The organism is Neptuniibacter sp. QD72_48 (genome assembly GCF_047778065.1).
GTDB lineage: Bacteria > Pseudomonadota > Gammaproteobacteria > Pseudomonadales > Balneatricaceae > Neptuniibacter.
Map to the genome: position 1 here is coordinate 1,708,569 of NZ_CP180547.1, position 25,540 is coordinate 1,734,108.

At 43.1% G+C, this 25,540-nt stretch carries 28 protein-coding genes; 17 read left to right on the top strand and 11 right to left on the bottom strand.

From position 1 onward, the window contains the following. Positions 1-127: 127 nt before the first annotated feature. A complete protein-coding gene (gene icd, locus ACMXYX_RS07630) occupies positions 128-1,381 on the top strand; it encodes an NADP-dependent isocitrate dehydrogenase (RefSeq protein ID WP_415906748.1) in 1,254 nt (417 codons plus the stop codon). A gap of 69 nt (positions 1,382-1,450) precedes the next feature. On the opposite strand, the gene cspD is transcribed toward icd, so the two are convergent. Beyond that, complete coding sequence (cspD, locus tag ACMXYX_RS07635; RefSeq protein WP_415884473.1) at positions 1,451-1,663, bottom strand: cold shock domain-containing protein CspD; 213 nt, start codon at positions 1,661-1,663, stop codon at positions 1,451-1,453. A gap of 220 nt (positions 1,664-1,883) precedes the next feature. Here cspD and clpS point away from each other — a divergent pair, with 220 nt between their 5' ends. Together clpS and clpA are read left to right on the top strand one after the other, a co-directional pair. Continuing rightward, positions 1,884-2,246: an ATP-dependent Clp protease adapter ClpS gene (clpS, locus tag ACMXYX_RS07640; protein WP_415884474.1), complete on the top strand. Its 363-nt coding sequence runs from the start codon at positions 1,884-1,886 to the stop codon at positions 2,244-2,246. A gap of 12 nt (positions 2,247-2,258) precedes the next feature. Further along, complete coding sequence (gene clpA, locus ACMXYX_RS07645; protein WP_415906749.1) at positions 2,259-4,517, top strand: ATP-dependent Clp protease ATP-binding subunit ClpA; 2,259 nt, start codon at positions 2,259-2,261, stop codon at positions 4,515-4,517. An 82-nt stretch (positions 4,518-4,599) separates the two neighbouring features. Here clpA and infA read toward each other — a convergent pair whose 3' ends face one another. The 5 genes from infA to ACMXYX_RS07670 all read right to left on the bottom strand — a co-directional run bounded on the left by infA (position 4,600) and on the right by ACMXYX_RS07670 (position 8,257). After that, the gene (gene infA, locus ACMXYX_RS07650) at positions 4,600-4,818 is read right to left on the bottom strand and encodes a translation initiation factor IF-1 (RefSeq protein WP_027853708.1); all 219 of its coding nucleotides are present in this window, start codon (positions 4,816-4,818) and stop codon (positions 4,600-4,602) included. A gap of 127 nt (positions 4,819-4,945) precedes the next feature. Next, on the bottom strand, positions 4,946-5,662 hold the full coding sequence (locus ACMXYX_RS07655) for an arginyltransferase (protein WP_415884476.1): 717 nt from the start codon (positions 5,660-5,662) through the stop codon (positions 4,946-4,948). 12 nt (positions 5,663-5,674) lie between these two features. Then, positions 5,675-6,388 (bottom strand): leucyl/phenylalanyl-tRNA--protein transferase, encoded by a 714-nt coding sequence (aat, locus tag ACMXYX_RS07660; protein ID WP_415884477.1) that lies wholly within the window; start codon positions 6,386-6,388, stop codon positions 5,675-5,677. A 21-nt stretch (positions 6,389-6,409) separates the two neighbouring features. Continuing rightward, complete coding sequence (gene trxB, locus ACMXYX_RS07665) at positions 6,410-7,366, bottom strand: thioredoxin-disulfide reductase (protein WP_415884478.1); 957 nt, start codon at positions 7,364-7,366, stop codon at positions 6,410-6,412. A gap of 60 nt (positions 7,367-7,426) precedes the next feature. Then, positions 7,427-8,257: a CZB domain-containing protein gene (locus ACMXYX_RS07670; protein WP_415906750.1), complete on the bottom strand. Its 831-nt coding sequence runs from the start codon at positions 8,255-8,257 to the stop codon at positions 7,427-7,429. A gap of 195 nt (positions 8,258-8,452) precedes the next feature. Between ACMXYX_RS07670 and ACMXYX_RS07675 the strand changes: the two genes are divergently transcribed. Genes ACMXYX_RS07675 through serS form a run of 5 tightly spaced genes read left to right on the top strand, consistent with a single transcriptional unit; the run spans position 8,453 to position 14,857 of the window. Further along, positions 8,453-11,137, top strand: coding sequence for a DNA translocase FtsK 4TM domain-containing protein (locus ACMXYX_RS07675; protein WP_415906751.1), 2,685 nt, complete (start codon positions 8,453-8,455; stop codon positions 11,135-11,137). 21 nt (positions 11,138-11,158) lie between these two features. After that, positions 11,159-11,815 carry an outer membrane lipoprotein chaperone LolA gene (gene lolA / locus ACMXYX_RS07680; protein WP_415884481.1) on the top strand — a complete coding sequence of 219 codons (657 nt, stop codon included), beginning with the start codon at positions 11,159-11,161 and terminating at the stop codon, positions 11,813-11,815. A 49-nt stretch (positions 11,816-11,864) separates the two neighbouring features. Beyond that, positions 11,865-13,160 carry a replication-associated recombination protein A gene (locus ACMXYX_RS07685; protein WP_415884655.1) on the top strand — a complete coding sequence of 432 codons (1,296 nt, stop codon included), beginning with the start codon at positions 11,865-11,867 and terminating at the stop codon, positions 13,158-13,160. A gap of 22 nt (positions 13,161-13,182) precedes the next feature. Then, entirely contained in the window at positions 13,183-13,554 is a 372-nt protein-coding gene (gene crcB, locus ACMXYX_RS07690; protein ID WP_415884482.1) for a fluoride efflux transporter CrcB, read from the top strand. A 28-nt stretch (positions 13,555-13,582) separates the two neighbouring features. Continuing rightward, positions 13,583-14,857: a serine--tRNA ligase gene (gene serS, locus ACMXYX_RS07695; RefSeq protein ID WP_415891577.1), complete on the top strand. Its 1,275-nt coding sequence runs from the start codon at positions 13,583-13,585 to the stop codon at positions 14,855-14,857. A gap of 73 nt (positions 14,858-14,930) precedes the next feature. Here serS and ACMXYX_RS07700 read toward each other — a convergent pair whose 3' ends face one another. Next, positions 14,931-15,899 carry an integron integrase gene (locus ACMXYX_RS07700; RefSeq protein WP_415906752.1) on the bottom strand — a complete coding sequence of 323 codons (969 nt, stop codon included), beginning with the start codon at positions 15,897-15,899 and terminating at the stop codon, positions 14,931-14,933. 342 nt (positions 15,900-16,241) lie between these two features. Between ACMXYX_RS07700 and ACMXYX_RS07705 the strand changes: the two genes are divergently transcribed. From ACMXYX_RS07705 to ACMXYX_RS07725, 5 genes are all read left to right on the top strand, one after another. After that, complete coding sequence (locus ACMXYX_RS07705; protein ID WP_415906753.1) at positions 16,242-16,580, top strand: hypothetical protein; 339 nt, start codon at positions 16,242-16,244, stop codon at positions 16,578-16,580. 89 nt (positions 16,581-16,669) lie between these two features. After that, positions 16,670-17,017 carry a hypothetical protein gene (locus tag ACMXYX_RS07710; protein WP_415906754.1) on the top strand — a complete coding sequence of 116 codons (348 nt, stop codon included), beginning with the start codon at positions 16,670-16,672 and terminating at the stop codon, positions 17,015-17,017. A 131-nt stretch (positions 17,018-17,148) separates the two neighbouring features. Then, positions 17,149-17,550 (top strand): hypothetical protein, encoded by a 402-nt coding sequence (locus ACMXYX_RS07715; RefSeq protein ID WP_415906755.1) that lies wholly within the window; start codon positions 17,149-17,151, stop codon positions 17,548-17,550. A 67-nt stretch (positions 17,551-17,617) separates the two neighbouring features. Further along, positions 17,618-18,028, top strand: a complete 411-nt coding sequence (locus ACMXYX_RS07720) for a hypothetical protein (protein ID WP_415906756.1) — start codon at positions 17,618-17,620, stop codon at positions 18,026-18,028. Positions 18,029-18,427: 399 nt separating this feature from the next. Continuing rightward, positions 18,428-18,814 carry an Imm41 family immunity protein gene (locus ACMXYX_RS07725; protein ID WP_415906757.1) on the top strand — a complete coding sequence of 129 codons (387 nt, stop codon included), beginning with the start codon at positions 18,428-18,430 and terminating at the stop codon, positions 18,812-18,814. A gap of 27 nt (positions 18,815-18,841) precedes the next feature. Here ACMXYX_RS07725 and ACMXYX_RS07730 read toward each other — a convergent pair whose 3' ends face one another. Next, positions 18,842-19,792, bottom strand: coding sequence for an IS110 family transposase (locus tag ACMXYX_RS07730; protein ID WP_415906758.1), 951 nt, complete (start codon positions 19,790-19,792; stop codon positions 18,842-18,844). A gap of 313 nt (positions 19,793-20,105) precedes the next feature. Between ACMXYX_RS07730 and ACMXYX_RS07735 the strand changes: the two genes are divergently transcribed. From ACMXYX_RS07735 to ACMXYX_RS07745, 3 genes are all read left to right on the top strand, one after another. After that, a complete protein-coding gene (locus ACMXYX_RS07735) occupies positions 20,106-20,426 on the top strand; it encodes a hypothetical protein (protein WP_415906759.1) in 321 nt (106 codons plus the stop codon). A 112-nt stretch (positions 20,427-20,538) separates the two neighbouring features. Continuing rightward, entirely contained in the window at positions 20,539-21,123 is a 585-nt protein-coding gene (locus ACMXYX_RS07740; protein WP_415906760.1) for a hypothetical protein, read from the top strand. 130 nt (positions 21,124-21,253) lie between these two features. Next, complete coding sequence (locus tag ACMXYX_RS07745; protein WP_415906761.1) at positions 21,254-21,550, top strand: VOC family protein; 297 nt, start codon at positions 21,254-21,256, stop codon at positions 21,548-21,550. A 268-nt stretch (positions 21,551-21,818) separates the two neighbouring features. Here ACMXYX_RS07745 and dksA read toward each other — a convergent pair whose 3' ends face one another. Continuing rightward, positions 21,819-22,226, bottom strand: a complete 408-nt coding sequence (gene dksA, locus ACMXYX_RS07750; protein ID WP_415906762.1) for an RNA polymerase-binding protein DksA — start codon at positions 22,224-22,226, stop codon at positions 21,819-21,821. A gap of 209 nt (positions 22,227-22,435) precedes the next feature. On the opposite strand from dksA, the gene ACMXYX_RS07755 reads away from it, so the two are divergent. Then, a complete protein-coding gene (locus ACMXYX_RS07755) occupies positions 22,436-23,314 on the top strand; it encodes a DMT family transporter (RefSeq protein WP_415898138.1) in 879 nt (292 codons plus the stop codon). 15 nt (positions 23,315-23,329) lie between these two features. Here ACMXYX_RS07755 and ACMXYX_RS07760 read toward each other — a convergent pair whose 3' ends face one another. Continuing rightward, a complete protein-coding gene (locus ACMXYX_RS07760; protein ID WP_415906763.1) occupies positions 23,330-24,619 on the bottom strand; it encodes a diguanylate cyclase in 1,290 nt (429 codons plus the stop codon). Positions 24,620-24,688: 69 nt separating this feature from the next. After that, entirely contained in the window at positions 24,689-25,519 is an 831-nt protein-coding gene (locus ACMXYX_RS07765) for an AraC family transcriptional regulator (protein WP_415881953.1), read from the bottom strand. Between the last annotated feature and the right edge of the window lie 21 nt (positions 25,520-25,540).

Sequence of the window (25,540 nt, forward strand, 5' to 3'; positions counted from 1 at the left end):
GTTTTTCAGTTCTTTAAAGCATGGTGCGATCAATCAAAGGGATAATGCTGATCTATACTGATCCTGTAGCGCAATCATATCACTGATCACAGCTTCTGCGGTGTAACAAATCGAGTTGGAGTAGATTATGGGTTATAAAAATATTTCTGTACCTGATGGCGACAAGATAACAGTTAATCAAGATCATTCATTAAATGTTCCTGATAACCCTATTATTCCTTATATAGAAGGAGATGGGATTGGTATGGATGTGACTCCTCCGATGATCAGCGTGGTTGATGCTGCGGTCAATAAAGTCTATGGAGGTGACCGTTCAATATCCTGGATGGAAGTTTTTGCTGGTGAGAAGGCTACCTCAGTATACGAGCAAGATACATGGCTGCCAGATGAAACCTTGGAAGCTTTTAAGGAATTTGTTGTTGGGATTAAAGGGCCATTAACTACACCTGTAGGTGGTGGTATTCGTTCGCTTAATGTTGCCTTACGTCAGGAGCTTGATCTTTATGTCTGCCAAAGACCGGTGCGTTGGTTTAAAGGCGTACCGAGCCCAGTCATAAAACCAGAAGATGTGGATATGGTGATCTATAGGGAAAATTCAGAAGATATCTACGCTGGAGTAGAGTGGCAGGCTGGCTCGCCTGAAGCAGAGAAAGTGATTCGATTTTTAAAAGAGGAGATGGGTGTTACCAAAATTCGTTTCGATCAACAGTGCGGTATTGGTGTGAAGCCTGTATCTGAGCAAGGAACAAAGCGCCTAGTAAGGAAAGCGTTGCAGTACTGCGTGGATAACGATCGGGAATCCCTAACGTTGGTACATAAAGGTAATATCATGAAATTTACCGAAGGTGCATTTAAAGATTGGGGCTACGAATTGGCGGCAGAAGAGTTTGGAGCAAAGCTTAAAGATGGAGGCCCTTGGATGAGCTTTCAAAATCCAAACACAGGTAAAGAAATTATAATTAAAGATGTAATAGCGGATGCGATGTTGCAGCAGATTCTGCTTAGGCCCGCTGAGTATGACGTAGTCGCAACGCTAAATTTAAATGGTGATTACCTTTCAGATGCCTTGGCTGCGGAAGTGGGAGGTATAGGGATCGCCCCGGGTGCCAACCTATCAGATGAAGTTGCGATATTTGAAGCAACTCATGGAACCGCACCTAAATATGCAGGTAAAGATATGGTGAATCCAGGTTCTCTGATTCTATCTGCCGAAATGATGTTAAGGCATTTAGGTTGGTCAGAAGCTGCAGATCTGATTATTAAGGGTATGGATGGCGCTATTGCTGCTAAAACCGTAACCTACGACTTTGAACGTCTTATGGACGGAGCTCAGTTGTTATCAAGCTCTGAGTTTGGTGAAGCGATTATCAAGAATATGTAGTTAGTTTCTAACAGACACAAAAAAACCAGCTTCATGCTGGTTTTTTAGTCTATCGATTTAACCTTTTTATTATTGGGTTACTAAAGGTTTTATTTGTACGGCATGAGTACCTTTTGGACCCGGCTGGGTTTCAAACTCAACTTGTTGGCCTGCTTTGAGACTCTTATAGCCATCTACTTCTATCGCAGAATAATGAGCAAAGAGATCCTCTTCATGTTCATCTGATAGGATAAAACCATATCCTTTAGAATTGTTGAACCACTTTACTTTCCCTGTCTGCATAACTAACTCCCGTATCCAAAACTACAATTGGATTACTAACCTGAACGTACTCCCTTTAGCTGCTAGAATAGTTGCTAAAGGTTGTCCCCTAAAAGTTGCAGGTACTACTGGGGCCTTGCCTATCCTGCTATTCTGATTATAGCACCACCCACAGAATATGTGACAAGTGTACAATCACTGTTCAGTAGTAAATATTAGCGTAAATTTAGAAGAATGTTAGATGTCTATTGATTTTGAACAAAAAGTAATTCGAATGTCTAATGAAGATGAACATGAAGATTTTGATCATGATCACGGATTAGTCACGGAAGAAGCAAAGCCACAACTTAAGAAACCATCGATGTATCGTGTGGTTTTAATGAACGACGACTATACACCAATGGATTTCGTCGTGGCTGTGCTCATGATGTTTTTTAATATGGACCAAGAAAAAGCTACACAAGTGATGTTATCGGTCCATACTCAAGGGAAAGGAGTATGTGGAATTTTTACCCGTGATGTAGCTGACACGAAAGCAGCTATAGTTAATCAATATGCGAGAGACAATAATCACCCTCTGCTATGTGAAGTCGAGAAAGTCTGAAGAGGAACCGTTATGTTAAACCGAGAACTCGAAGACACGCTCAGTGCAGCTTTCCAAGCCGCAAAGGAAAAGCGACATGAATTTATAACTGTCGAACATTTGTTGCTGGCGTTGTTGGATAATTATGAGGCGCATGAAGTTCTTGCAGCCTGTGGTGCTAACTTTGAAGGTATTAGGCAGAACCTTTCTTCGTTCATCGAAGAAACTACGCCTTTATTATCTGAAACACTACCTGATTTGGAAACGCAACCAACACTCGGATTTCAGCGAGTACTTCAGCGTGCGGTGTTCCATGTTCAGTCATCTGGTAAGAATGAAGTTACTGGAGCAAACGTACTTGTAGCGATTTTTAGCGAGCAAGAAAGTCAGGCTGTTTATATTCTGCAGCAGCATGGTATTGAGCGAATCGATACGGTCAATTACATCTCGCATGGCATTTCTAAAATGTCGGAGCACGATCACGAGCACTCTGATGCTTCGGTTGAGAGTGAGACTGCAGGTGAAGAGAAGGATGATAGTCCGCTCGCTAAATATGCAATCAATTTGAATGCTGAAGCTGAAAGCGGTCGCATTGATCCTCTTGTAGGGCGGGATTCTGAGGTTGAGCGTGTCGTTCAGATTCTATCTCGCCGCCGTAAGAACAACCCTCTATTAGTAGGTGAAGCGGGTGTAGGTAAAACAGCGATTGCTGAAGGTCTAGCGAAGTTGATCGTTGAAGACAAAGTACCTGAAATTATCAAAGAGTCGATCGTATACTCGCTTGATCTAGGTGCTTTGCTTGCAGGTACTAAATACCGTGGTGATTTTGAGAAACGCCTTAAAGGTCTTTTAAATGAGATCAAAGGTAAAGATCACGCGATTCTATTTATTGATGAAATTCATACTATCATCGGTGCTGGTGCAGCGTCTGGTGGCTCTATGGACGCATCAAACCTACTTAAACCACTGCTAAGTTCAGGTCAAATCCGTTGTATCGGTTCTACCACTTTCCAAGAATTCCGCGGAATATTTGAGAAAGACCGTGCATTAGCACGTCGTTTCCAGAAAGTAGACGTCCTTGAGCCTAGTATCGAAGATACCTATGCGATTCTTAAAGGCCTTAAAGGTCGTTTTGAGGAACACCATGAACTTGCTTACAGTGATGAAGCGCTACGTGCAGCTGCAGAGCTAGCAGGTCGCTACATCAATGATAAGCATATGCCTGACAAAGCAATCGATGTGATTGATGAAGCAGGGGCTTACCAGCGTCTATTGCCTAAAGAGCTGCGTAAAGCAGAGATTGGTACGGAAGATATCGAGGCGATTGTCGCTAAGATTGCCCGTATACCGCCTAAAAGTGTTTCTGCGTCTGATAAGAATCAGCTGGCTAAACTGGATAGCAATCTTAAGATGGTTGTTCTTGGTCAGGACGAAGCGATCGATACGCTATCTTCTGCAATCAAGCTTTCCCGTGCTGGTCTTAAAGAGCCAGATAAACCTGTAGGTTGCTTCTTGTTCGCTGGTCCAACCGGTGTCGGTAAAACAGAAGTAACGCAGCAGCTAGCACGTATCATGGGGATTGAGTTGGTTCGTTTTGATATGTCTGAGTATATGGAGCGTCATACCGTTTCTCGTTTGATTGGTGCACCTCCTGGCTATGTTGGTTATGACCAAGGTGGCTTACTGACAGAGGCGATCACAAAGTCTCCACATTGTGTTCTGTTGCTTGATGAAATTGAGAAGGCGCATCCAGAGGTATTCAATCTATTACTACAGGTAATGGATAGCGGTACTTTAACGGATAACAACGGTCGCAAAGCAGATTTCCGTAATGTGATTTTGGTAATGACTACCAATGCAGGTGCGGAAGATATGAGCCGCGCATCTATTGGCTTTACTAAGCAAAATCATGCCTCTGATGGTATGGCTGCAATACGTAAGATGTTCACGCCGGAGTTCCGAAACCGTCTTGATGGCATCATTCAGTTTAAAGCGCTTACTACAGGCATCATTAAAGGTGTGGTTGATAAGTTCTTTGCTGAGCTTCAAGTCCAGTTGGAAGATAAGCGTGTAGTACTGCATCTAGATGACGAAGCCCGTACTTGGTTTGCTGAGAAGGGCTACGACGAGCAGATGGGTGCGCGCCCAATGAAACGCTTGATTCAAGAGAAACTGAAGAAGCCGTTAGCTGAGATGATTCTATTTGGCGAACTATCCGAAGAGGGTGGTGAAGTTGCTATTAGTGTCGATGCTGATGGTGAGATAAGTGTAGAAGCGATGACCTGCGCATAAGCAGGTCTTTCGAGACACAAAAAAGGCAGCCATTAGGCTGCCTTTTTAAATTCTTTCCTGCGAAGCAGGGAGAAAGCAATGATTAACGCGCGCGATAAACGATACGGCCTTTGCTTAGGTCGTATGGAGTTAGTTCTACTTTAACTTTATCGCCAGTCAGGATACGGATGTAGTTTTTACGCATCTTACCTGAGATGTGCGCAGTAACAACGTGGCCGTTTTCCAGCTCAACTCGGAACATAGTGTTCGGGAGCGTGTCAACCACGGTGCCTTCCATTTCAATGCTATCTTCTTTAGCCATTAATTCTCTACCTTGTTGAGGATCTCCAGAAAATCTGGACCGAATAATTGCGCGGTATTGTGCCTGAAAAGAGAGCCATTATCAAAGCAAATCTAACAACATCTTCTTTTGTTGATATATGAGTGTTTTATTCAGGCTTTACTAGGGTCCAATAACCATCTATCAGCAGCTCGAAGGGCTGGAATGATACCTTGTAGCTCATTTTGCGACACTCTTTAACCCAATAGCCTAAGTACAAATAGTTTAATCCTTCATCTTGGCAATACTGTAATTGCCATAATATGCAGTACGTTCCTAAGCTGCGTTTAGGGAAAGAGGGATCATAGAAAGTATATATAGCTGATAAACCCTGCTGCAGTCGATCAATCACGCTTACAGCTAGCAGATTAGAATCACCGTCTCGGAATTCTAAAAACTGTGTATGTTCCTCACCTTCAACCAAGAATGAGTTAAATTGATCAAGGCTGGGTGGGTACATATCACCATCTTGATGACGTTCATTGATGTAACGTGAGTAAAGCGTGTAATACTCTTCGGTAAACTGTGCTGGTTTAGCAGTAACGGTTAGGTCTTTGTTTTTATTGATAATTCGTTTTTGGCTTTTCTTGAGTTGGAATATTGCCAAAGGAATTCTAACGGATATGCACGCGTTGCAGCCATCACAGTGAGGGCGGTAGATATGCTTGCCACTGCGACGAAAACCCAAGTCTGAGAGCTGGCCATAGGTATGCTGATCAATGTCAGCATGTGGATCTACAAACAAAGTTTTAGCTGTTTTGTTTTCTAGATAGCTGCAATCGTGTTCTGGTGTGGCATAAAAGTGCAAAGTCCTAAGGTTCGTCACACTTAACTCCAATTAATCGCCATGTGTTTCAAACTGCCAGCTATGGTCGAGCGGTTGATCAAGGTATTTATCCAAATAACTTTGAAATGACTCTCTGGGTATCTCATAAGCGCCTAATGAAAACAGGTGCTCATTACTTACTTGGCAGTCAATTAAAGCATAGCCCCACTTTTCAAGCTGTTCGACCATTTTTATCAACGCAATTTTAGAGGCGTCGCGTTTGCGGCTAAACATTGATTCGCCAAAAAATAGTTTACCGATTGCTAACCCATACAAGCCTCCAACGAGTTCGCCGTCCATGTAGACCTCTACGGAGTGAGCAACGCCTAGTTTATGTAGGTGGTTATAGGCATTTTGAATATCGCGGGTGATCCAAGTACCATCTTCGCCTTTACGTGGTTCTGCACACGCCGCAATCACATTAGCAAAGTTTTTATCAAACTCTACTCTGTAATCATCTTTCTTAAGGCGTTTTCTCATGCTGCGCGAAACATGCAGCGCATCCGGGGTGATGACACAGCGAGGACTCGGGCTCCACCATAGAATCGGTTCGCCAGGGCTGTACCAAGGGAAAATACCCATTCGATAAGCAGAAACTAAGCGTTCAGGTGTTAAATCACCACCTGCCGCTAATAATCCATTTGGATCTTCTAATGCTTGATCGATAGGGGGGAATGGATCGTTTGAATCTTGTAACCAAGGAAGCATAAAAAAAGAAGCTGCCATGAAGGGCAGCTTCAGTCTCACTTATTTTTCTAGATCGTCTAGGAAGCGCTCTGCATCAAGCGCAGCCATGCAGCCGAAACCGGCGGATGTGATTGCCTGACGGTAGATGTGGTCACATACATCACCCGCAGCGTAAACACCTTCTACAGATGTTTGAGTTGCATTACCTTCAAGGCCTGATTGAATCTTCAGGTAGCCATCTTTCATCTCTAGCTGGCCTTCAAAGATATCTGTGTTTGGTTTGTGGCCGATTGCAATAAATACGCCTGCAACATCAAGGCTCTGCTCAGCGCCATCAGTTGTGCTCTTAAGGCGAAGGCCTGTAACACCAGAATCGTCACCAAGAACCTCTTCAAGTGTGTGGTTCCAAATGATGTTGATGTTACCGTTCTCTGCACGATCAAGGATTTTATCTTGAAGGATCTTTTCAGAGCGCAAAGAATCACGACGGTGAATCAATGTTACTTCTTCAGCAATGTTAGATAGGTACAGCGCTTCTTCTACTGCAGTGTTACCACCGCCTACAACAGCCACTTTCTGGCCGCGGTAGAAGAAACCGTCACAAGTTGCACATGCTGATACACCTTTGCCTGCAAATGTTTCTTCAGAAGGTAGGCCTAGGTATTGAGCAGAAGCACCTGTAGAGATGATTAGCGCATCACAGGTGTACTCGCCCATGTCGCCTTTAAGACGGAAAGGACGGTTTTGAAGATCAGTTTCGTTGATGTGATCAAAGATTACTTGAGTATCGAAACGCTCAGCGTGCTGTTGCATGCGCTGCATCAATTCAGGACCTTGAACACCGTCAACGTCACCAGGCCAGTTGTCAACGTCGGTTGTAGTTGTTAGCTGGCCGCCAGCTTGCATACCGGTAATAACAACTGGGTTTAGGTTTGCACGTGCTGCGTAAACGGCTGCAGTGTAGCCCGCAGGGCCGCTTCCAAGAATAATTAACTGGTGATGTTGTACGTCGCTCATAGTAAAAAATGAATCCGTTAAAAAGTTATGAGTGTATTAATGGGGTGCACTAAGAAAATATCAACCCGCCATGCTGAGTTTTGCACTGGCGTGTTCATAGAATTGTTCTAAAGACAGCATCATAAAGCTTTCACCGGAAGGGTCTCTTACATAACCTTCGATTGGCGTACTTTGATCAATCTTTTTTAGATTATCCATGGCAACAGGAGAATAGTCGATAATATCACCGATATTATCTAGGACCATAGAGAACCATGGAGTGCGGCCATCTTTTGTTAGATGTAGAACGATCGGGTGGATACTGTTTTTTAGGTAGTCTTGAATATGCCCAAGGGTACGCAGAAGCTTTTTCAGGGAGGTCTGTCGCTCAATGCGTAGTATTTCGACAGCTTCTTCTTGATTGCCTGCAGAAGTCATATCTAAAAGCTTATCACCTAAAGAGTGGATGTCTTTATGAGGCTGTTCGATCTTGTCGAGTAGAGCCCTTAAACCGTCATCTTCAGTTTTATAACTATAAAACCATTGCCCGAAAGCACAAGCATATGGGTCACGCGCTTTGTTGAATGGTTCGTTTGAACGTATGGAATTCTCTAAAGCGTCCATCCAGTCGATATGAGCTTGCTGGTAGACTTTGATTTCGGCAATCAGCTCCAAAATCGTGTCTCTCTCTTTATTGTGTGCAAGAGACGTCGCGCATTCGAAGACTTGAACTAAAGTGTTGCGGAAATCTAAGTAGCCGATAAATCCATCCACGCGTTCAGTGGCATACTTTATCTCACCGAAGCTATCTGAAAATGAAAGAATGTTGCTGACATCGATACCATACATGCTTTCACCAATAGGGAAGGTTAGCGCACGGCGGTTATCTGTATGTAAATTGGTCAGAGACATAGAGTGCATCCATTGAAATATTTCAGATACAAAAGCTTAGTATAAATTGAGTGCAGTTATATTACAGATAAGAGTAAAAAAACCTGCATCTCGTAACTATGAATTATAAACCAATGCGCTTCAACCGTTAGTCGCGGATTAAATTATGTTATTGTAGTCATTGGTTTTTTAACACAGATCTATGGAGCTTCACCCTTGAGCGCGACCGACAACGGACAACGTTTAAGTTTTCCCGAATTACTTGTAAGAATCAGCCGTGAATCGAGTTTAATCGTTGTTGTTACGGTCAGCCTGTTTTTAATTGTGGCTTTACTAGGATTTAATCCAAAGGATTCTGGATGGTCTCACGCAGGCTATCAGCCAGAAATTAGCAATTTAGCAGGCCCAGTCGGTGCTTGGATAGCAGACCTTCTTATTGCAGGTTTGGGCTTAGCTGCGTTTTTTATACCGCTTCTAATTTTATATCAAACCGGTCGTTTTCTGTTTCGAAAGCATAGCGGAGCTTTAGATGTTATCCCTTTCTTTATGTTGCGTTTAATCGGCGCTTTGCTTTTTTTAACGGCTTTCAGTGCGTTAAGTGCTACCCATATCTCTAACACTGGTTTGGATTATCCTTTCACTGCTGGCGGTATTCTAGGTGAAGCGGTTTCGGATTTAGCTGTGTCTTTGTTAAGTGTATTGGGCAGCTCTTTAGTGCTCTTTGCGCTACTTTTGTTTGGATTAACCTTGCTGCTAGAAATGGGTTGGGGCTCAGTCCTCGAAAGGGTAGGGCAGAAAGTTGTTAAGTCGACAGAAACTGTACTGCCTCAAAAGCAAGAGCGAGAGGCATCACTGGATCTTTCTGATGATGAGCTTTCAAAAGCCGAAGCGACTTTGCAAAGAGACTACATAAAGGATCAGTTTGAAGAGCAAGCGCCTCCAATCGTTAATGACCGAATTGAACCGAGTTACTCTGACATTGCTAAACCAGTCACGATCGAAGAGAAATTTGCCTCTCGATTCAGTTCTGCAGGTGTCATGGATACTGCTGAAAATAAAGAATCAGCAGTTGAAGAGGTTTCTTTAGTGAGACCTCAGAGTACTCGCCAGGATCCTCAAGTTGAGCAGCAGATAGAAGAGCATATTGATACTGAAACGGGTGAAATTCTCACTGCACCTGAGCCAGTGAAAGCGAAACCTGTAATACAAACGGTGGAAGAGCCAGAAGTTGTACAAGCTGTATTGGCAACATCTCCAGAATCAGTTCCAGTTGTTACACCAACAGTAGCAGAAGACGCTAAACCGCAGGTTAAAATCGTACCGCTGTCTGAAACGCATAAGCCAATGCAAGATAAAGAGCTTGGTTTGGACGAAGCCGGTGCTCCAAAACGTAAACCTGCACGCAAGATTCCGCCGTTAGAGCTTTTAGATCCACCAGAACTGAACACAGATACGGGTTACTCGCCAGATGAGTTAGAGCAGATGTCTCGCTTGCTTGAGAGTAAGCTAAAAGACTTTGGTGTAATCGCGGAGGTAGTCGAGGTAAATCCTGGCCCTGTAATCACTCGATTTGAGATCCAGCCTGCACCGGGTGTTAAAGCCAGCAAAATTACCAACCTAGCTAAAGATCTTGCTCGTTCTATGGCCGTGACCAGTGTGCGTGTGGTTGAGGTTATTGCAGGTAAGTCTGTAGTAGGTATTGAGATACCAAATGAATCTCGTCTAACCGTACATCTAAGCGAAGTACTGAGTTCTAAACCGTACCTTTCAGCCGGTTCTAAAGTAACAATTGGTTTAGGTAACGATATTGCGGGTAATCCTGTGGTAGCAAACCTTGCCAAAATGCCTCACTTGCTGGTGGCGGGTACAACAGGTTCGGGTAAATCGGTCGGTGTAAACGCCATGCTTCTATCGTTGCTATTCAAAGCAACACCAGAAGAGGTGCGTTTAATCCTAGTCGACCCTAAGATGTTGGAGCTTTCAATCTACGAAGGTATTCCGCATCTATTAACGCCAGTTATTACCGACATGAAAGATGCTGCATCGGGTCTACGCTGGTGTGTGGGCGAGATGGAGCGACGTTACCGTCTTATGGCTAAGATGGGTGTACGTAACCTAGCCGGCTTTAACGACAAGATTGATGAAGCACGTAAGAAAGGCGAGCCTCTACTAGATCCACTTTGGAATGCAGAAGAGCATGGCGAGCCATTCGGTACACCTGCACCTGAGCTCGAACCACTACCTTACATTGTTGTTGTGATCGACGAATTCGCCGACATGATGATGATCGTAGGTAAGAAGGTAGAAGAGCTAATTGCACGTATCGCTCAAAAGGCCCGTGCTGCCGGTATCCACTTAATCCTAGCTACTCAGCGTCCATCGGTTGATGTTATTACCGGTCTGATTAAGGCAAATATCCCAACGCGTATCGCTTTCCAGGTATCTTCACGAATCGATTCCAGAACGATCTTGGATCAGTCCGGTGCGGAGCACCTGTTAGGTTGGGGTGACATGCTTTATCTACCTGCTGGTACCAGCTTGCCAAACCGTGTGCATGGTGCATTTGTAAGTGATGACGAAGTGCATCGCGTGGTAGAGGCCTGGAAGAAACTAGGTCAGCCAGATTATATTACTGAGATTACTGAAGGTGATGCTGTTTCAGACGGCGGAGGTTCAGGTTCACTGTTCGATGATGAACAAGACCCGCTATATGACGAAGCGGTCGCATTTGTATTGGAAACCCGCAAAGCATCGATTTCCAGCGTGCAGCGTAAGCTTAAAATTGGTTATAACCGCGCCGCTCGAATGGTTGAGGCGATGGAAGCCGCTGGTGTTGTAAGTACTGCGGGCAGTAATGGGCAGCGTGAAGTATTAGCCCCATCTCCGAACGGTGAGATGTAATATCACCTAAAAGGTTTGAGTATGAGATTTACGAGCTACATTAAGAAATTTGTTATTCATACAGCATCAGCCTGCCTAATCGCAGGGACCAGTGTTGCGATGGCTGCAACCGATGGTGCCAATAAACTGAATGAGTTACTACAAGGTTACGACAGCTTTTCAGCCAAATTTGAACAAGTTACCTTGGCTGAAAATGGCCGTGAAGCACAGAAAACAGAAGGAAGTTTGCTATTAGCTAAGCCTAATCGTTTTCGCTGGGAAACTCAGCAGCCATTCCCGCAAGAGATTGTATCTGACGGTGAATATATCTGGATCTACGATCCTGATTTAGAGCAAGTGACACAAAGAGCAGCAGATACTCAGCAAGACAGTGCGCCTGCATTGATTCTGAATGGCCAAATTGGCGAGTTGCAGAAAACTTACGCAGTTCGTTTAATTGAAGACACTGGAAGTGAGCAGATCTTCGATCTTAAGCCGTTATCTGATCAATACAGCTTCAGCCGCATCCGTTTAGCATTTGCTGGTAATGTGATTTCTGAGCTGATGCTGGAAGATTCACTAGGCCAACGTACATCTGTCGTATTTGCAGAGCAGACACTGAACCCAGAAGTGACCAATCAAAGCTTTTATTTCCGTGTTCCAGAAGGAACAGACGTTATTGTAGATATTGAGGAATAGAGTGGATCTATTTTCCCAAGCGCCTGCATACGAGCCATTAGCGGCTCGTATGCGTCCAAGAACACTGACCGAATATATTGGTCAGTCTCATCTATTGGGGCCAGACAAACCACTAAGGAGCACATTAGAACAGGGCGTTGCCCATTCTATGGTGTTTTGGGGGCCGCCAGGTGTAGGGAAAACAACGCTCGCAAAGTTGATTGCTCATCACGTTGATGCACACTTTATAACACTTTCTGCTGTTTTATCGGGCGTAAAAGATATTCGTGTCGCGGTAGAGCAAGCAAAACAGCATTCGATGCAAAGTGGACGCAAAACGATCCTCTTTGTCGATGAGGTTCACCGCTTTAACAAATCCCAGCAGGATGCCTTTCTACCTTATGTAGAGGACGGCACTATCATCTTTGTGGGTGCAACCACAGAAAACCCATCTTTTGAGTTGAACAACGCCTTACTTTCGCGTGCGAGGGTATACACCCTAAAGTCACTTCAAGAGTGTGAAATTCTTGAGGTGCTACAACGGGCAATTAACGACAGCGACAAAGGACTGGGTAATAGAAACTTCCAGATTACTGACGATATGTTAGCGCGTTTAGCGCAAGCTGCGGATGGTGATGCTAGGCGCTCACTAAACCTTTTAGAAATCGCGACAGATCTAGCCGAAACACAAGCAGATGGAACAGAACTGATTAATGAAGAAGTTCTGGCTGAGGTACTGCGATCAACGGGACGTCGTTACGATAAGCAGGGTGATATCTTTTACGATCAGATCTCTGCGTTTCATAAATCAGTCCGAGGCTCATCACCTGATGGTGCTCTGTATTGGTATTGCCGAATGCTGGATGGCGGTTGTGACCCCTTATATATCGCAAGACGGCTGGTAGCGATTGCCTCCGAGGATATTGGCAATGCTGACCCTCGTGCTATGCAAGTGGCCTTATCAGCATGGGATGCATTTGATCGCGTAGGGCCTGCAGAAGGTGAAAGGGCAATAGCGCAAGCCGCTATCTATTGTGCTTCTGCGCCAAAGAGTAATGCAGTTTATCAGGCTTTCAATCAATGCATGGCAGATGTTAAGGCACAGCAAGGCTATGAAGTGCCAGTTCATCTTCGAAATGCGCCAACCAGCTTGATGAAAGAGATGGGCTACGGTGATGAATACCGCTACGCGCATAATGAACCCGACGCTTATGCTGCTGGAGAATCTTATTTACCGCCAGAAATTGCAGATCAGCAATGGTATCATCCTCAAGAAAGAGGCTTGGAGCTGAAAATAGGTGAAAAATTACGTCACCTTAAACAGCTCGATCAGCAAAGCCCACTCAAACGCTATTCAGGCGAATAACCGCAGGGAAAAGGATTAGGGGATGTTAAATCTCATCGCAATTGCCATTGGTGGTGCAACGGGTGCATTAGGTCGTTATTGGGTAAGTAGCTTACTTAATAATGCCGAGCATCGTATCCCTTACGGCACCCTAACTTGTAATGTGGTTGGCTCCTTCTTGATGGGCGTGTTATTTGTTCTCATTCTTGAAAAATCTAAACTCAGTCCAGAGTTGCGACCGTTATTAATGGTTGGTTTCATGGGCGCATTCACAACTTTTTCTACTTTTTCGTTAGAAACTGTCGCAATGCTGCAGCAAGGGCATATGATGTCGGCTGCGATTTATATATTATTAAGCGTTCTACTGTGTTTGGTTGCCATGTATGGCGGCCTTTGGTTTACACGCTTGTTCTAATCTTTATACATAGGTGTTTTAAAAGCTCATGCTCGACGCAAAAATTGTCCGTGCTAACCCGGAAGAAGTGGCACAGCTGCTGAAGAAAAAAGGTTTTGAATTCCCGGTTGATCAGTTTGTTGAGCTGGAAAACCAGCGTAAACAGCTTCAGGTTGAAACTGAGAACCTACAGAGCGAGCGAAACACACGATCGAAAGGCATTGGTAAAGCAAAAGCTGCTGGTGAAGATATCCAACCATTGCTAGCAGAAGTTGCTGATCTAGGTAACAAACTAGATGCGGCTAAAGCTGAGCTCAACAGCCTGCAAGACAACCTAGACGAGTTACTTTCTGGCGTACCAAACATCCCAAGCGATGAAGTACCAGAAGGAGCTGACGAAGAAGATAACGTTGAAGTACGTCGTTGGGGTACGCCGCGTGAATTCGATTTCGAACCACAAGATCACGTTGCGCTTGGCGAAAAGAGCGGCGAACTAGATTTTGAAACGGCCGCTAAACTGACCGGTTCACGTTTCTCTGTAATGACTGGCAAATTGGCGCGTCTACACCGTGCGCTTATCCAGTTCATGCTAGATACACAGATTGAAGAACACGGATACACAGAAACTTACGTACCGTACATGGTTAACGAAGATAGCCTTCGTGGTACCGGTCAGCTACCTAAGTTTGGTGAAGACCTATTTAAAGTACCGTTCGGTGATCGCCAGTACTACCTGATCCCAACGGCAGAAGTACCAGTAACAAACATCGTTCGTGACGAAATCGTTGATGCCGCTCAGCTGCCAATGAAGTACACAGCGCACACGCCTTGTTTCCGTTCTGAAGCGGGTTCATCTGGTCGTGATACACGCGGTATGATCCGTCAGCACCAGTTCGAAAAAGTTGAGATGGTACAGATCGTTGAGCCATCAAAATCTTGGGATGCGCTAGAAGACATGATCCGTCATGCTGAAGCCATCCTACAGAAACTAAACCTTCCATACCGTGTAGTAACACTATGTGGTGGCGATCTAGGCTTTAGCTCCGCTAAGACTTACGACATCGAAGTATGGTTACCAGGTCAGGATAAGTACCGTGAGATCTCTTCTGTTTCTAACATGACCGACTTCCAAGCGCGTCGTCTTAAAGCGCGTTGGAGAAACCCAGAAACAGGCAAACCTGAGCTTCTGCACACGCTTAATGGTTCTGGCCTAGCGGTTGGTCGTACATTGCTAGCAGTTATGGAAAACTACCAAACTGCAGATGGCAAGATCCAGATCCCAGAAGCCTTGCAATCATACATGGGCGGCAAAACTGAGATCTAATCTCAGATTAATTAAGAAAAACACGCTTTATAAGCGTGTTTTTTTTGGTCTAAATTATGGGTTGATTGTTAGTTTACTCAAAATTAAGCCGTTCTAAGGGGCTGTTGGTACCCGCGTAATGCAGACCTAAAACATGGGTATAAATCTGTGTGGTTTTAACATCGTTATGGCCTAGCAGTTCCTGTACCGTACGAATGTCTCTGCCTTCTTGTAATAAATGTGTCGCAAAAGAATGTCTGAATGTATGGCAAGTAATTCTTTTGTCCGTAATGCCAGATTCTATTACTGCCTGACGTAAAGCTTTGCCTATGACGGTGTCATGCAAGTGATGGCGGCATTGGTCTGTAGAGTCTGGATAGCAGCAAATGCTGGTGGAAGGGAACAGATACATCCACTTATGCTGCCTAAAGCCATTGGGGTACTTTTTATTAAGCCCATGTGGCATAGAAGGGCCAATACCACGTTCATTGTCTTTTATCTGAATTTGTTTGGCTGTATCAATTAGCTTTTTAAGTTCAAGCCTTAACGATGGGCTTAGTAAGGTTTTTCTATCTTTGTTTCCTTTTCCATCTCGAACCGTTAATGCATTTTGCTCTAAATCCACGTCCTGAATTCTTAATCTTAAGCATTCGTTTAATCTTAGCCCGCTGCCATAAAGGAGCTTCAAAACAGTCTGATTTCGCCCTGACGTACATGAAATGATTTTTTGAACTTCAGCGGGTGTTAAAACGGTAGGTAAGTGACGCTGTTTTGTTGCGTAACGAAAGTTAAGATCGCCCAACGGGCGATTAAGCACCTTGTGATAAAGGAAAACGAGAGCGTTTAAAGCAACTTTTTGAGTATTAATCGCTACAGATCGGTTTTCCGCCATACTGGATAAATAGCCTTTTACCTCTTCTGCACCCATGGCTTCGGGGTGTTTCTTCTTATGGAAGTAGATAAATTGCTTAATCCAGTAGATATAAGTTTTCTCGGTACGAATGCTGTAACCACGTAACCGAATTTCCTTGCGTACTTTATTAAGAAAAGGGCTCTTAGTCATACCAATTACCTCCATGTAATATATGTATAAATATACAGTATATTTATGGGTTGGCAAATTAAGTGACCGAATTAGTCAATTATCGATGTGTTAATTGCTTGTTTTACTGCCTAGATTAAGTTAAAAAAGTAAGTAAATCAGACAGATGGAAGTCTAGCTGGGGTAGATACACGGACCCCGTATATCAATTGATATAGCGCATGCGCGGTTTGTCACGGAAGAATCTTTAGCATTTCAGAATTATTCCTTCCTTTTCAATTTCTTACATCTGTTATTAAACAAATACGGTTAGGGTAGATATACGGACCCCCGTATATACCAATGTTATATGAGTGGGGCAGGATGTCAGTAGAGATAAAAACGCTTCGTCGGAACATTGTTGTGATCTACATGGCGCGGAGCTTGAGGGACAAGCTCTCATCTATAGGAATTGAGTGTGCGGAAGACCGAAAATGTTTTTATCTAATTGATGAGTGTGACTCTCTTGATGTCGTTGAGCCATTCTTGGAAAGTCAACAGGAGGTCATCTTCCTAAGTCTTCTTGACGGGATCGTTGATGATGCTCAGTTGAAAGATTTTGCAAAATGTTGCGATCTTAAAGAGGATGTAAGATGGGAGTTCAATTACTTTGTTACAGATTTGTCGGCTGAGCCTTTAGAGCATGAATTTTACAGCATATAACAAAGCCAAGCACAATCGCCCTTCAGGCTGGACCTCGCTGTCGCTCGGCCTGTGTTGGCGGCGTTATGTTCTCTAGGCTAGGAAGGGCTATGGAAACAGTTAAATTACTAGATTTGGGGTTTTCTACTGCAGATGCAGAATATCCTGAAATACATCAAGAAGATGGTGATTTACGAGCTGAATTTAAAGATTGGCAGGAAAAAGCGATAAAGTTGTATTTCGCCGATCTTGTAGCATTCAAGTGGCAGATGGTGTTTGATTTACTTGAGGGGGAGCGAGATGACTGCTGTTATGAAATATGCTCATCTTTTTGGCTTAAGCAACACGTCGAATTAGAAGTGATTAATCGTGACGAAGGTTACAAGCACTTTCGTTTAAATTTTAATGAGTTAGGGCAACTCGATGTAATCGCACTAAACATTGAAGTACGAACATAACAAAGCGTTTAAGGCAGATTCGCAACGCTCGGCATTTTTAGTTCAAGTCGAATTTTAGTGTTTACGGTGCAATGGTTTGGTTAGCTGGTAGCGTTGCTCACTACTTAACGCGGCGTTATGGCTGAAAGTAAATGAACATCTGCGATTCAATAGAAAGAATCAGGCCTATTGGTAAAGTTACGTGTAGCATTTTTCACGGAGTTCAGGTTCTCCCGAAAAAGAAGCGTTTAATTAAGAGTGGCTTTGTTCCTTTACCCGATGAGTACTGGGTACTTATAAAGAAAGAAGAGGCTCAGAAATTGATTCTACAAAGTATTTGTTATCATTTAGAAGACGATGAAAAAATACTAGAAGAATCAAAGGTGTTTGAGTTGATTAGCTCTTTTGTTGAGAGCTTTTCAGATGAATCAAGATTTGTAACGAACTTTGATGGCTCTTTCGAATGCATTTCGCATTCATATCTAGATATAGCTGTAGTAATAGAAAATAGTAAAGGAGTACTAGGTCTAATATGCATCGAAGACAGTCATTAGCCATAACAAGCAACAGCATCCGATCGTCGCTACGCTCCTTCGGCTGTGTTGGGCGTTATGTGAAATTATGAATCCAAATCCTAAGCTAAATATCGAAAAGTATGAGGTTGACCTTGAAGAAAATGTAATCACCTTTCATTTAGTAGAGCATGAAGGAACGAAACTTGGTGAAGCCGTATTTAAACGAGTATGGGGGCATCAGTTTTCAAATGTTCTAAGCGGGAACTATGTCGTAAGTATAAAAGAATGCTCACCTGAAGAGTTTCATAAGAAATATACTCCGATATTAGAAGAGTACCAGCAGTGTGGATTTCCATTTAATGCCTATAAACCTGCGGAATTCTGTGATGACATTGAGAGACGGTCACTTAAACCTATTATCATCACTGGTCAATATGGCTTTTCGGGTTGGGTTTTATGCGAGGAGATACGAATTACCTTAGGGGGCTCTGAGGTGTCGTACAATGAAATTACATAACAAAGCAAGGCAAAATCGCCCTGCGGGCTGGACGCACTTTGTGCGCCTTTGCTTGCGGCGTTACAAGGCAAAAGGCTTTTGAAAGTAAGCCTAGTGTTAATTAGGTAAATCCTGCTATTAGTTAGCAGGCCAGCATCAAGGAATGTGCTGTTTCTTCTCTCAATCATTCCGTTCTTGGTGCTGTTAGAAAGTTTGTAGCTTCGGCGCCGTCATCTCTATTTTCTGGTTTGCCATAGCTATAAATTGCCGTAGTAGCTAGTGCGCTGCATTAGCTTTAAATTAATAATTTAACGCGTCAGGAGTGATTAAATGGATATGGAGTGTTGCCGTGTAACAAGCAACAGCATCCGATCGTCGCTGCGCTCCTTCGGCTGTGTTGGGCGTTATGTGTAAATGCCAATGAATGAAATATTACGAAATTTTTCACACTGTAAAGAGTTTAGTGATGACTCATTTGTTGGATGCTGGCACGAAGATGCCAGTTTAAATATGCAAGAGTATTGGAAATTCGACAGAGAAATATATGAACTAGCTTCGGTTTATTCCGGTGAGGATATCCCTAGACGTGTAGCTTGGCCGTTAGCTCGAATATTTAGCTATATCATGATGAGCATCCAAGGGCATTACTCATCAAATGGTGGTTTTTACATCGAAAACTTAGATGACATTCAAATGTCTGATTTTAGGGAAAGGTTCCAGCTTGTGGTTGAAGGCTTCTTTAAGGGTGAAATGCCCAACAATACTCACTTTGAGCTAGTAAACCCTCTGCTTAATACAAACACATAACAAGAGACTATGGCGTCAATAACTAAATTAAGCTTTTGGCGCTTCCCACATAACCCCGTCTCTTAACATTGAATTTAAGATCACAACCATCTTTCTGATACAGGCAATAATTGCCACTTTTTTGGGTTTTCCAGCAGCGACTAGACGTTGGTAGGTCGCCTTAAATATGGGATTAGATTGGATCGCTGACATCATCGCCATATATAAAACTGTCCGAACTTGATGCCTGCCTCCTTGTATCTTTCTTATCCCTTTATATCGTCCACTTTCACGGTTTACCGGAGCAACACCGACCAGAGAGCTTGCTTGTTTATTACTGATATAACCCAGCTCAGGTAGGTTACTGATAATGGAAGCCGCCGCTATTTTTCCAATGCCTTTCATGCTTTGAAGAATGACATTCTTAGCTTGATAGTCAGGGCATGACTCGATCAGTTTTATGATCTTAGCTTCGACCTTTTCAATTTGGTTTTTGAGCGCGGTTAAAATAGGTTTGATCGTCATGACGAGCTCTTTAGGTAAAATTTGAAGGCGGTTTTTCTCCATGGTTTGCATGACAAGTAATTGATTGCGTCTAGCGACTAAGTCACTCATTAGCTGCATGGTTTCGGGCTTTAGCGTAGATAATGTAGGCTTTATGGCTTCGCCATAATGAGCAATAAGTTGTGCATCGAGTTTATCTGTTTTTGCTCGCTGTCCAATAGCACCTGCAAAGCGTTTTATATGAACGGGATTAGCAATCACGAAGGGTAAGCCTTCATCAGCGCAGGCCATAATAAAAGGCATTTCTAGGCGTCCAGTTGCTTCAATAACGATACGCTCCGGCGAATGCTCCTTGATGATTTTAACGGCTTTTTTGATCCCTTTTTCGTCATTGGTAACTGTGAAGTAAAGGTCCAGAGGACGAATGTATATATCAAGTTGGAATTTACCGGTATCGACACCGATGTTAATACTTTGATTAGATTTTGGTTTCATAATAAGCTGACTCTTGCTTGCAAATGCGGGTTCGAGACCCAGTAGACTATCCGAGTGTAATGCTTGAAGTCCTTTGTCGCGTTCGTTCTTGTTATCGGTCTCTCGATAGAGGAGCCATCGCTCAATCGAACTACGACAAAAGAAAGTTTTAGTTGCAGCTAAAACCTGGGTCTCACATTACCCGAAACAGGGAACTGTTTGTAATTAGGTGGGTTTATTATCCATACAAGGCGGTCAATGTCGCCTACGGCTGGACAAACCTACGCGCTGCTTCGGTTTGCCCATTACCTTGGCGTTATATTTCAGGGAAGATATGAAACCAGTCCTTAAAACCTTAGCTGTTATCTCAGTTTCCTTGATAGTTTTTGTATCAGGGATGGTTGTTGGCAATGGCTACCAGATCACAGACTTCCTATGTCCGGGTCCTGTATCTCCACACGTACTTGAGGAAGATTTCGTATCAGATAATGGTGTTATCTTCCCAAAGGGCACTGTCATTCCTCTGAGAAAGTGCGCTTACATGCAGCGGTTTAAATGGAACTTTGCAATCGACAACTCGGTAGAGTTAAGACCTACAGAAAACTCTAAGGGGCATGAATATGGGTTTTCTGTTTTGGGTCCAAAAGGGCAATGAAATATAACAAGTTTGTTAATAATCGCCCTTCGGGCTGGACCGCAAACTGCGCTGCTTCGCAGCAATGCGGCCCATTACAAAAGCGTTAGAACAAACTCAGAATGGAAAATATATGGAATCGGGGCATATCACCTTAGACTCCCTTTACCAACATGTTAATCATGATCCATGTTTTCAATCTATTGATGGCCAAGGAAAAACAGGTAGAGAATATGCGGCGCTTGCTACCAAGCTAACTAGCAACATTCCAATTCAACAAGGTTTTTATATTTGGGGTAATTACGAGGAAAATAGTCTTTGGAGAACTATCTACCTAGGAAAGGCTAGCTCAGGAAAAACAAGCTCCCTGAAAGCTCGAATTCTTGAAGAACTAAAAGACGAACGAATATTTATGTGGGCTGATTCACAGCCTAATCTAAATAACGCTGAATTAATGCGTCTTGCACTAAATCAGTATCCTAGAAAAGGACTTGATAAACATTTTTCGCGAGCTCTGAGAAAGAAAGGTACAACTCATATCATCTGGGTTTCAACGCCAGATATTTTGAAGGACGAAATTCTGAATATAGAAGCAGATCTTATTGAAACAATGAACCCTTTTGCAAACTCAATGCGTCCAAGTCCAAGTTCTGGGTTATTAGATATTACTATAGAAGTTATTAAACGCTTCAAGAGTGAAATTCATGGGCTTCGTTGACCTTAAATTCTGACAAAAAATATTTGACGCCTACTATGCGCATGCTGGCGGCGTTAAACTGGCGAATCACTATGAAAGCTAATCATCAAGTTCACTATTTAGAAATTGTGACTTCAGAAGTGGATAAGATTTGCAAATCTATTCTAAAACACTAAATGTATCGTTTGGTGATGCCATCGCCGAACTAGGTAATGCTAGAACCATTACTTTAGCTGACGGAAGTACCCTCGGTATTAGGATGCCTATGCATGATGCCGAAGAACCTACAACACGGCCTTACTATCTAGTCTCTGATATTGAAAAGGCTGTAAGTGATGCTGAGCAATCAGGCGCAGTGATTGCAGTTCCTCCAATGGAAATTCCTGATCGCGGTAAGTGCGCGATCGTCATGTTCGGTCAAATCCAAAGTGGTTTCTGGCAGCTTTAATTTCTGATGTTAAAGAGTATCTAAAGAGGTTTCGTTTGGTAATGGCCTTGTGATCTTTGCTATTGATAAACCATTAAATTTATTTTGTTAAGTTAGTTGAGGTGCCGATAGCGAATTGATCGTCTGAGGGCCAGGTCGAAATCGGCAGTGTTATTAAGTGCTTAGGCGGTGATAGCTATTTTTAAATATAGGAGTAGATCAACCGACATTTCTTGGTGTTGAGCTAATTCATTTTTAGCTTAATTTGAGTAGCCAGCCATATTACTATTTATTCGCGAAATAAACGCTCATTCGATTCACGGACCGCTTTGATGTCTGCACAATACTCTGCAGTAGGGCGGAGTAGTAGGCGTTTAATACCGATCTCTTCACCAGATTCTATGCAGTAGCCATATTCGCCATTTCGAATGCGGGCTAGGGCGGTATCGAATTTGGGAAGTAACTTACTTTCGCGGTCGACAATACGTAGGGCAATACGAGATTCTTCTTCATATTGTGCGCGGTCCGCATCATCATTCATCTCAGGACGTTCATTCAATTGTGCTTGTGCGTTTTGAATGTGTGCGATGGTTTCTTTCTTTTGTTGTTCTAAGAACTCTCGGAAAAACTCCAATTGGCTGTCATTCATATAGTCCTCAGAACTAGCATTTAAGAGCTCTTCTTCTGTTATTGCCATGCTTTCCTCAAACAATTGATCTAAAAAATAATGGGTTATGTTATATCATTTATTTGAGGGGGCGTGGAAATTTTATGTAGTCAGAATGCGGGGTTTATTTGTAGGAATACAGAACGGTAGTGCAATTCAAAAAATAGAATCTTACATAGATAACTCTAGTGAATTTCCATGGTATGGTGATCTGACTTTAAGTTCTGGATGTGTAAGTCATGATTAAGAACGATGTAAAGGCCCTTAAAGTCTTTCTATATACGTCAATAGCTTTGATAGCTTTTGCTGGTAATTCTGTGTTGTGTCGTTTGGCGCTAGGGGATGAGGCTATAGATGCAGCGAGTTTTACAACAATTCGATTACTTTCAGGGATTGTTATGCTGTTAGCTATATTCAGCTTCATGCACAGAGGTAAAACAAATACCGCTAAAGGTAGTTGGAAAGGCGCGTTTTATCTTTTTGCTTACGCTATAACATTCTCGTATGGCTATATCACCTTAGAGACAGGAATAGGCGCTTTGGTGCTATTTGGTTCAGTACAGATCTCCATCATTCTTATTAATATGTTTAAAGGAAATAAACTTCATGCAATGGAATGGGCAGGAACCATCGTTGCGTTTGCAGGGTTTGTTTATTTGATATTCCCGAGCTTAGCGACCCCCTCGGTTGTTGGCTTTGGTCTAATGACGATGGCGGGCGTGGCTTGGGGTTTTTACACGCTAGCGGGCAAAGGTTCTACTAATCCTCTTGGGGATACGACCTTTAATTTTTTACGTACACTGCCCTTTGTTCTTATTCTTGCTTTAGTCACTTTACATGATATGTCTTTATCTAGTGAAGGGATATGGTTGGCAATTCTTTCCGGCGCACTTGCTTCTGGTATTGGCTACGCGATCTGGTATCAGGCTTTAGGCTATTTATCAGCTATTCAAGCTGCAGTTGTTCAGTTGCTTGTTCCAGTGATTGCTGCAGTAGGTGGTGTTGTCTTTGCTAGTGAAGAGATTACGTTGCGTTTAGTTATCGCTTCTGTAGTAGTTTTGGGTGGGATTATGATTGTTATCGTTGGAAAGCAGATGTTGGGAAGGGCAAAGCAATAAATTTGTTTATCGATTCTAATACGACTGGCTAACTAAACTGTTGCGGCCATTTTCTTTAGCTTGATATAAATGTTTATCCGCTCGTTGGTAGAGATCGCTGATCTGGGTTTTATCGGTGAGCGTTTGTGTACAGGATAAGCCCATGGATACAGTGATATAGGGAGCTGCGGTGTTTTCCTTATGAGGGATCTCTAATTTCTCTATTTCTAGTCGAATGCGATTGGCAAAAATATCTGCTGACTCTTTGCTTTCTTGGGTGAATACAACGGCAAATTCTTCTCCACCGACGCGGAAGCAGTAGTCCTCTCCTTGTCGGATATTATCTTTAAGTGCTTGGCTGATTTTTTTAAGGACATCATCGCCTTTCAGGTGACCATAAGTGTCGTTATACGCTTTGAAATGGTCGACATCGAGTATCAGTAAGCAAAAGTAAGTTTTCTGTCTTTTGGCGCGCTCTAGGGCTGCCTGGGATAAGTATTGGAAGTTACGGCGGTTAAATAGATCGGTTAGCGCGTCGGTGACTGCAAGTTTTTCAATTTTTTCTTCTAGGATACGGGCCTCAGTAATATCTATATGTACCCCATTCATACGAATGGCATTTCCTTCATCATCTCTGAGGAATACTCGGCCGACATCATGTATCCAGCGCCACTTCCCATCGCCACAGATCATACGGAATTTTGCGTCGTAAATTTCGGTTTCACCATTAAGGTGTTTTTCGATTAATTCAACCGTTGGCTCTAGATCTTCGGGGTGAACGATAGAGGACCAGCGCTCAAGACCATTAATGACTTCAGAAAATAGCGCATCGTCTTCTCTGAACTCTTCATCTCTATATCTCTTTTGAGTGACCCAAGTTTTATTAGCGATGATTTTGCCTTGTTGTGGGTAGAAGTCCCAACAACCTATATTGGCTCCATTAACAGCATCGTCTAGGCACTTGATTGTTTCTTGGTCTTGCTCAATCTGAGCTTTCATCTCTTGCTGCGAGGTAACATCAGAAAGGGTGCTTAAGATATTCTCCCCATGTTTTACTAAGCGCATCTCGAAATGTTGATTGTCTCGTTGATAGTAAAAATAAGCGGGTTGGTCAGTAGTGGTTTGAGAGCACTGTTTAAATAGCGCCTTTAGCTGTATAGCTTGTTCTTGATTAAACAGGTCGAATATGGAGCAGTTTTTTAATGTACTTTCAGATAAACCACGAAACTCTAACTCTTTACGATTGAAGAACAGGTAGTGACCTTCATCCACAGTTAGTTCTGCAATACCTTGTGGTTGTTGATTGAGTATATCTAAAAGGTTCATTGCGACTCAGGTACAAATTGCGACTGCAAGTTCCAATTTATTATAGGTGGCGTTTATATGCCAGCCTGATTATTTGGGATTTAAATAGCTTTTTACCCATTGCTTAGGTGTCACACCAAAGTGCTTTTTAAACACTTTGGCTAATGAGGAGGCATTTTCGTAGCCTACCTGGTTGGCAACTAGGCCCACGGGGCGATTATTTTTAAGTAACCCTTTGGCCAACGCCATTCTTAGTCCGGTTACATACTCCATCGGTGCTTGTCCAACCGTATCTTTAAAGAGGGCTGCAAACTTAGAGCGAGACATTGCTGCGCTTTCTGCCATCTCTTCAACTGTCCATTCATATTCAGGTTTATCTTTGATCTGTTGCATTAACTTGTGAAGCAGAGGATGAGAGTCGGCCGCTATTAAGCCTAATTCAACTGTCCCATTATCAATAACATAACGAAGTACTTGCACCATAAATACATCGCACAATCGGTCGATTATTAATTGTTTGCCGTGTTGCTCGTCAAATGCTTCTGCAAAGATTTGATGAGCTGTGTTTGAAATCGAACCTGCTTCCTCTATATGGAGACAGAGAAATTTAGGGAGATAGTTAGCTAACAACTTTTGATGAGCCGGAGGGAGCTTAACTGTGGCACAAACCAGTTTGGCATCTTCTGATGGAGCTATTGTAAGTTTGTGGTTGGTTCCGCTCGGGAAAAAAATTACATCACCTGTATGTAACTCAATGATGTGACCTTCATCAGTCGTCAGTGTTAACGACCCTGATTCTAGAAAGTGTAAGTATCCAGATTCCTTGTCGTCATCAAAGCCGGTGATACCGCAGAGGCTACCACTGAAAAAAACCTCGGCATTGATCTCTAGGTTTTGTAGTAATTTGCTCAGTGTATCCATATAACCTCCTTCTTTGGACGA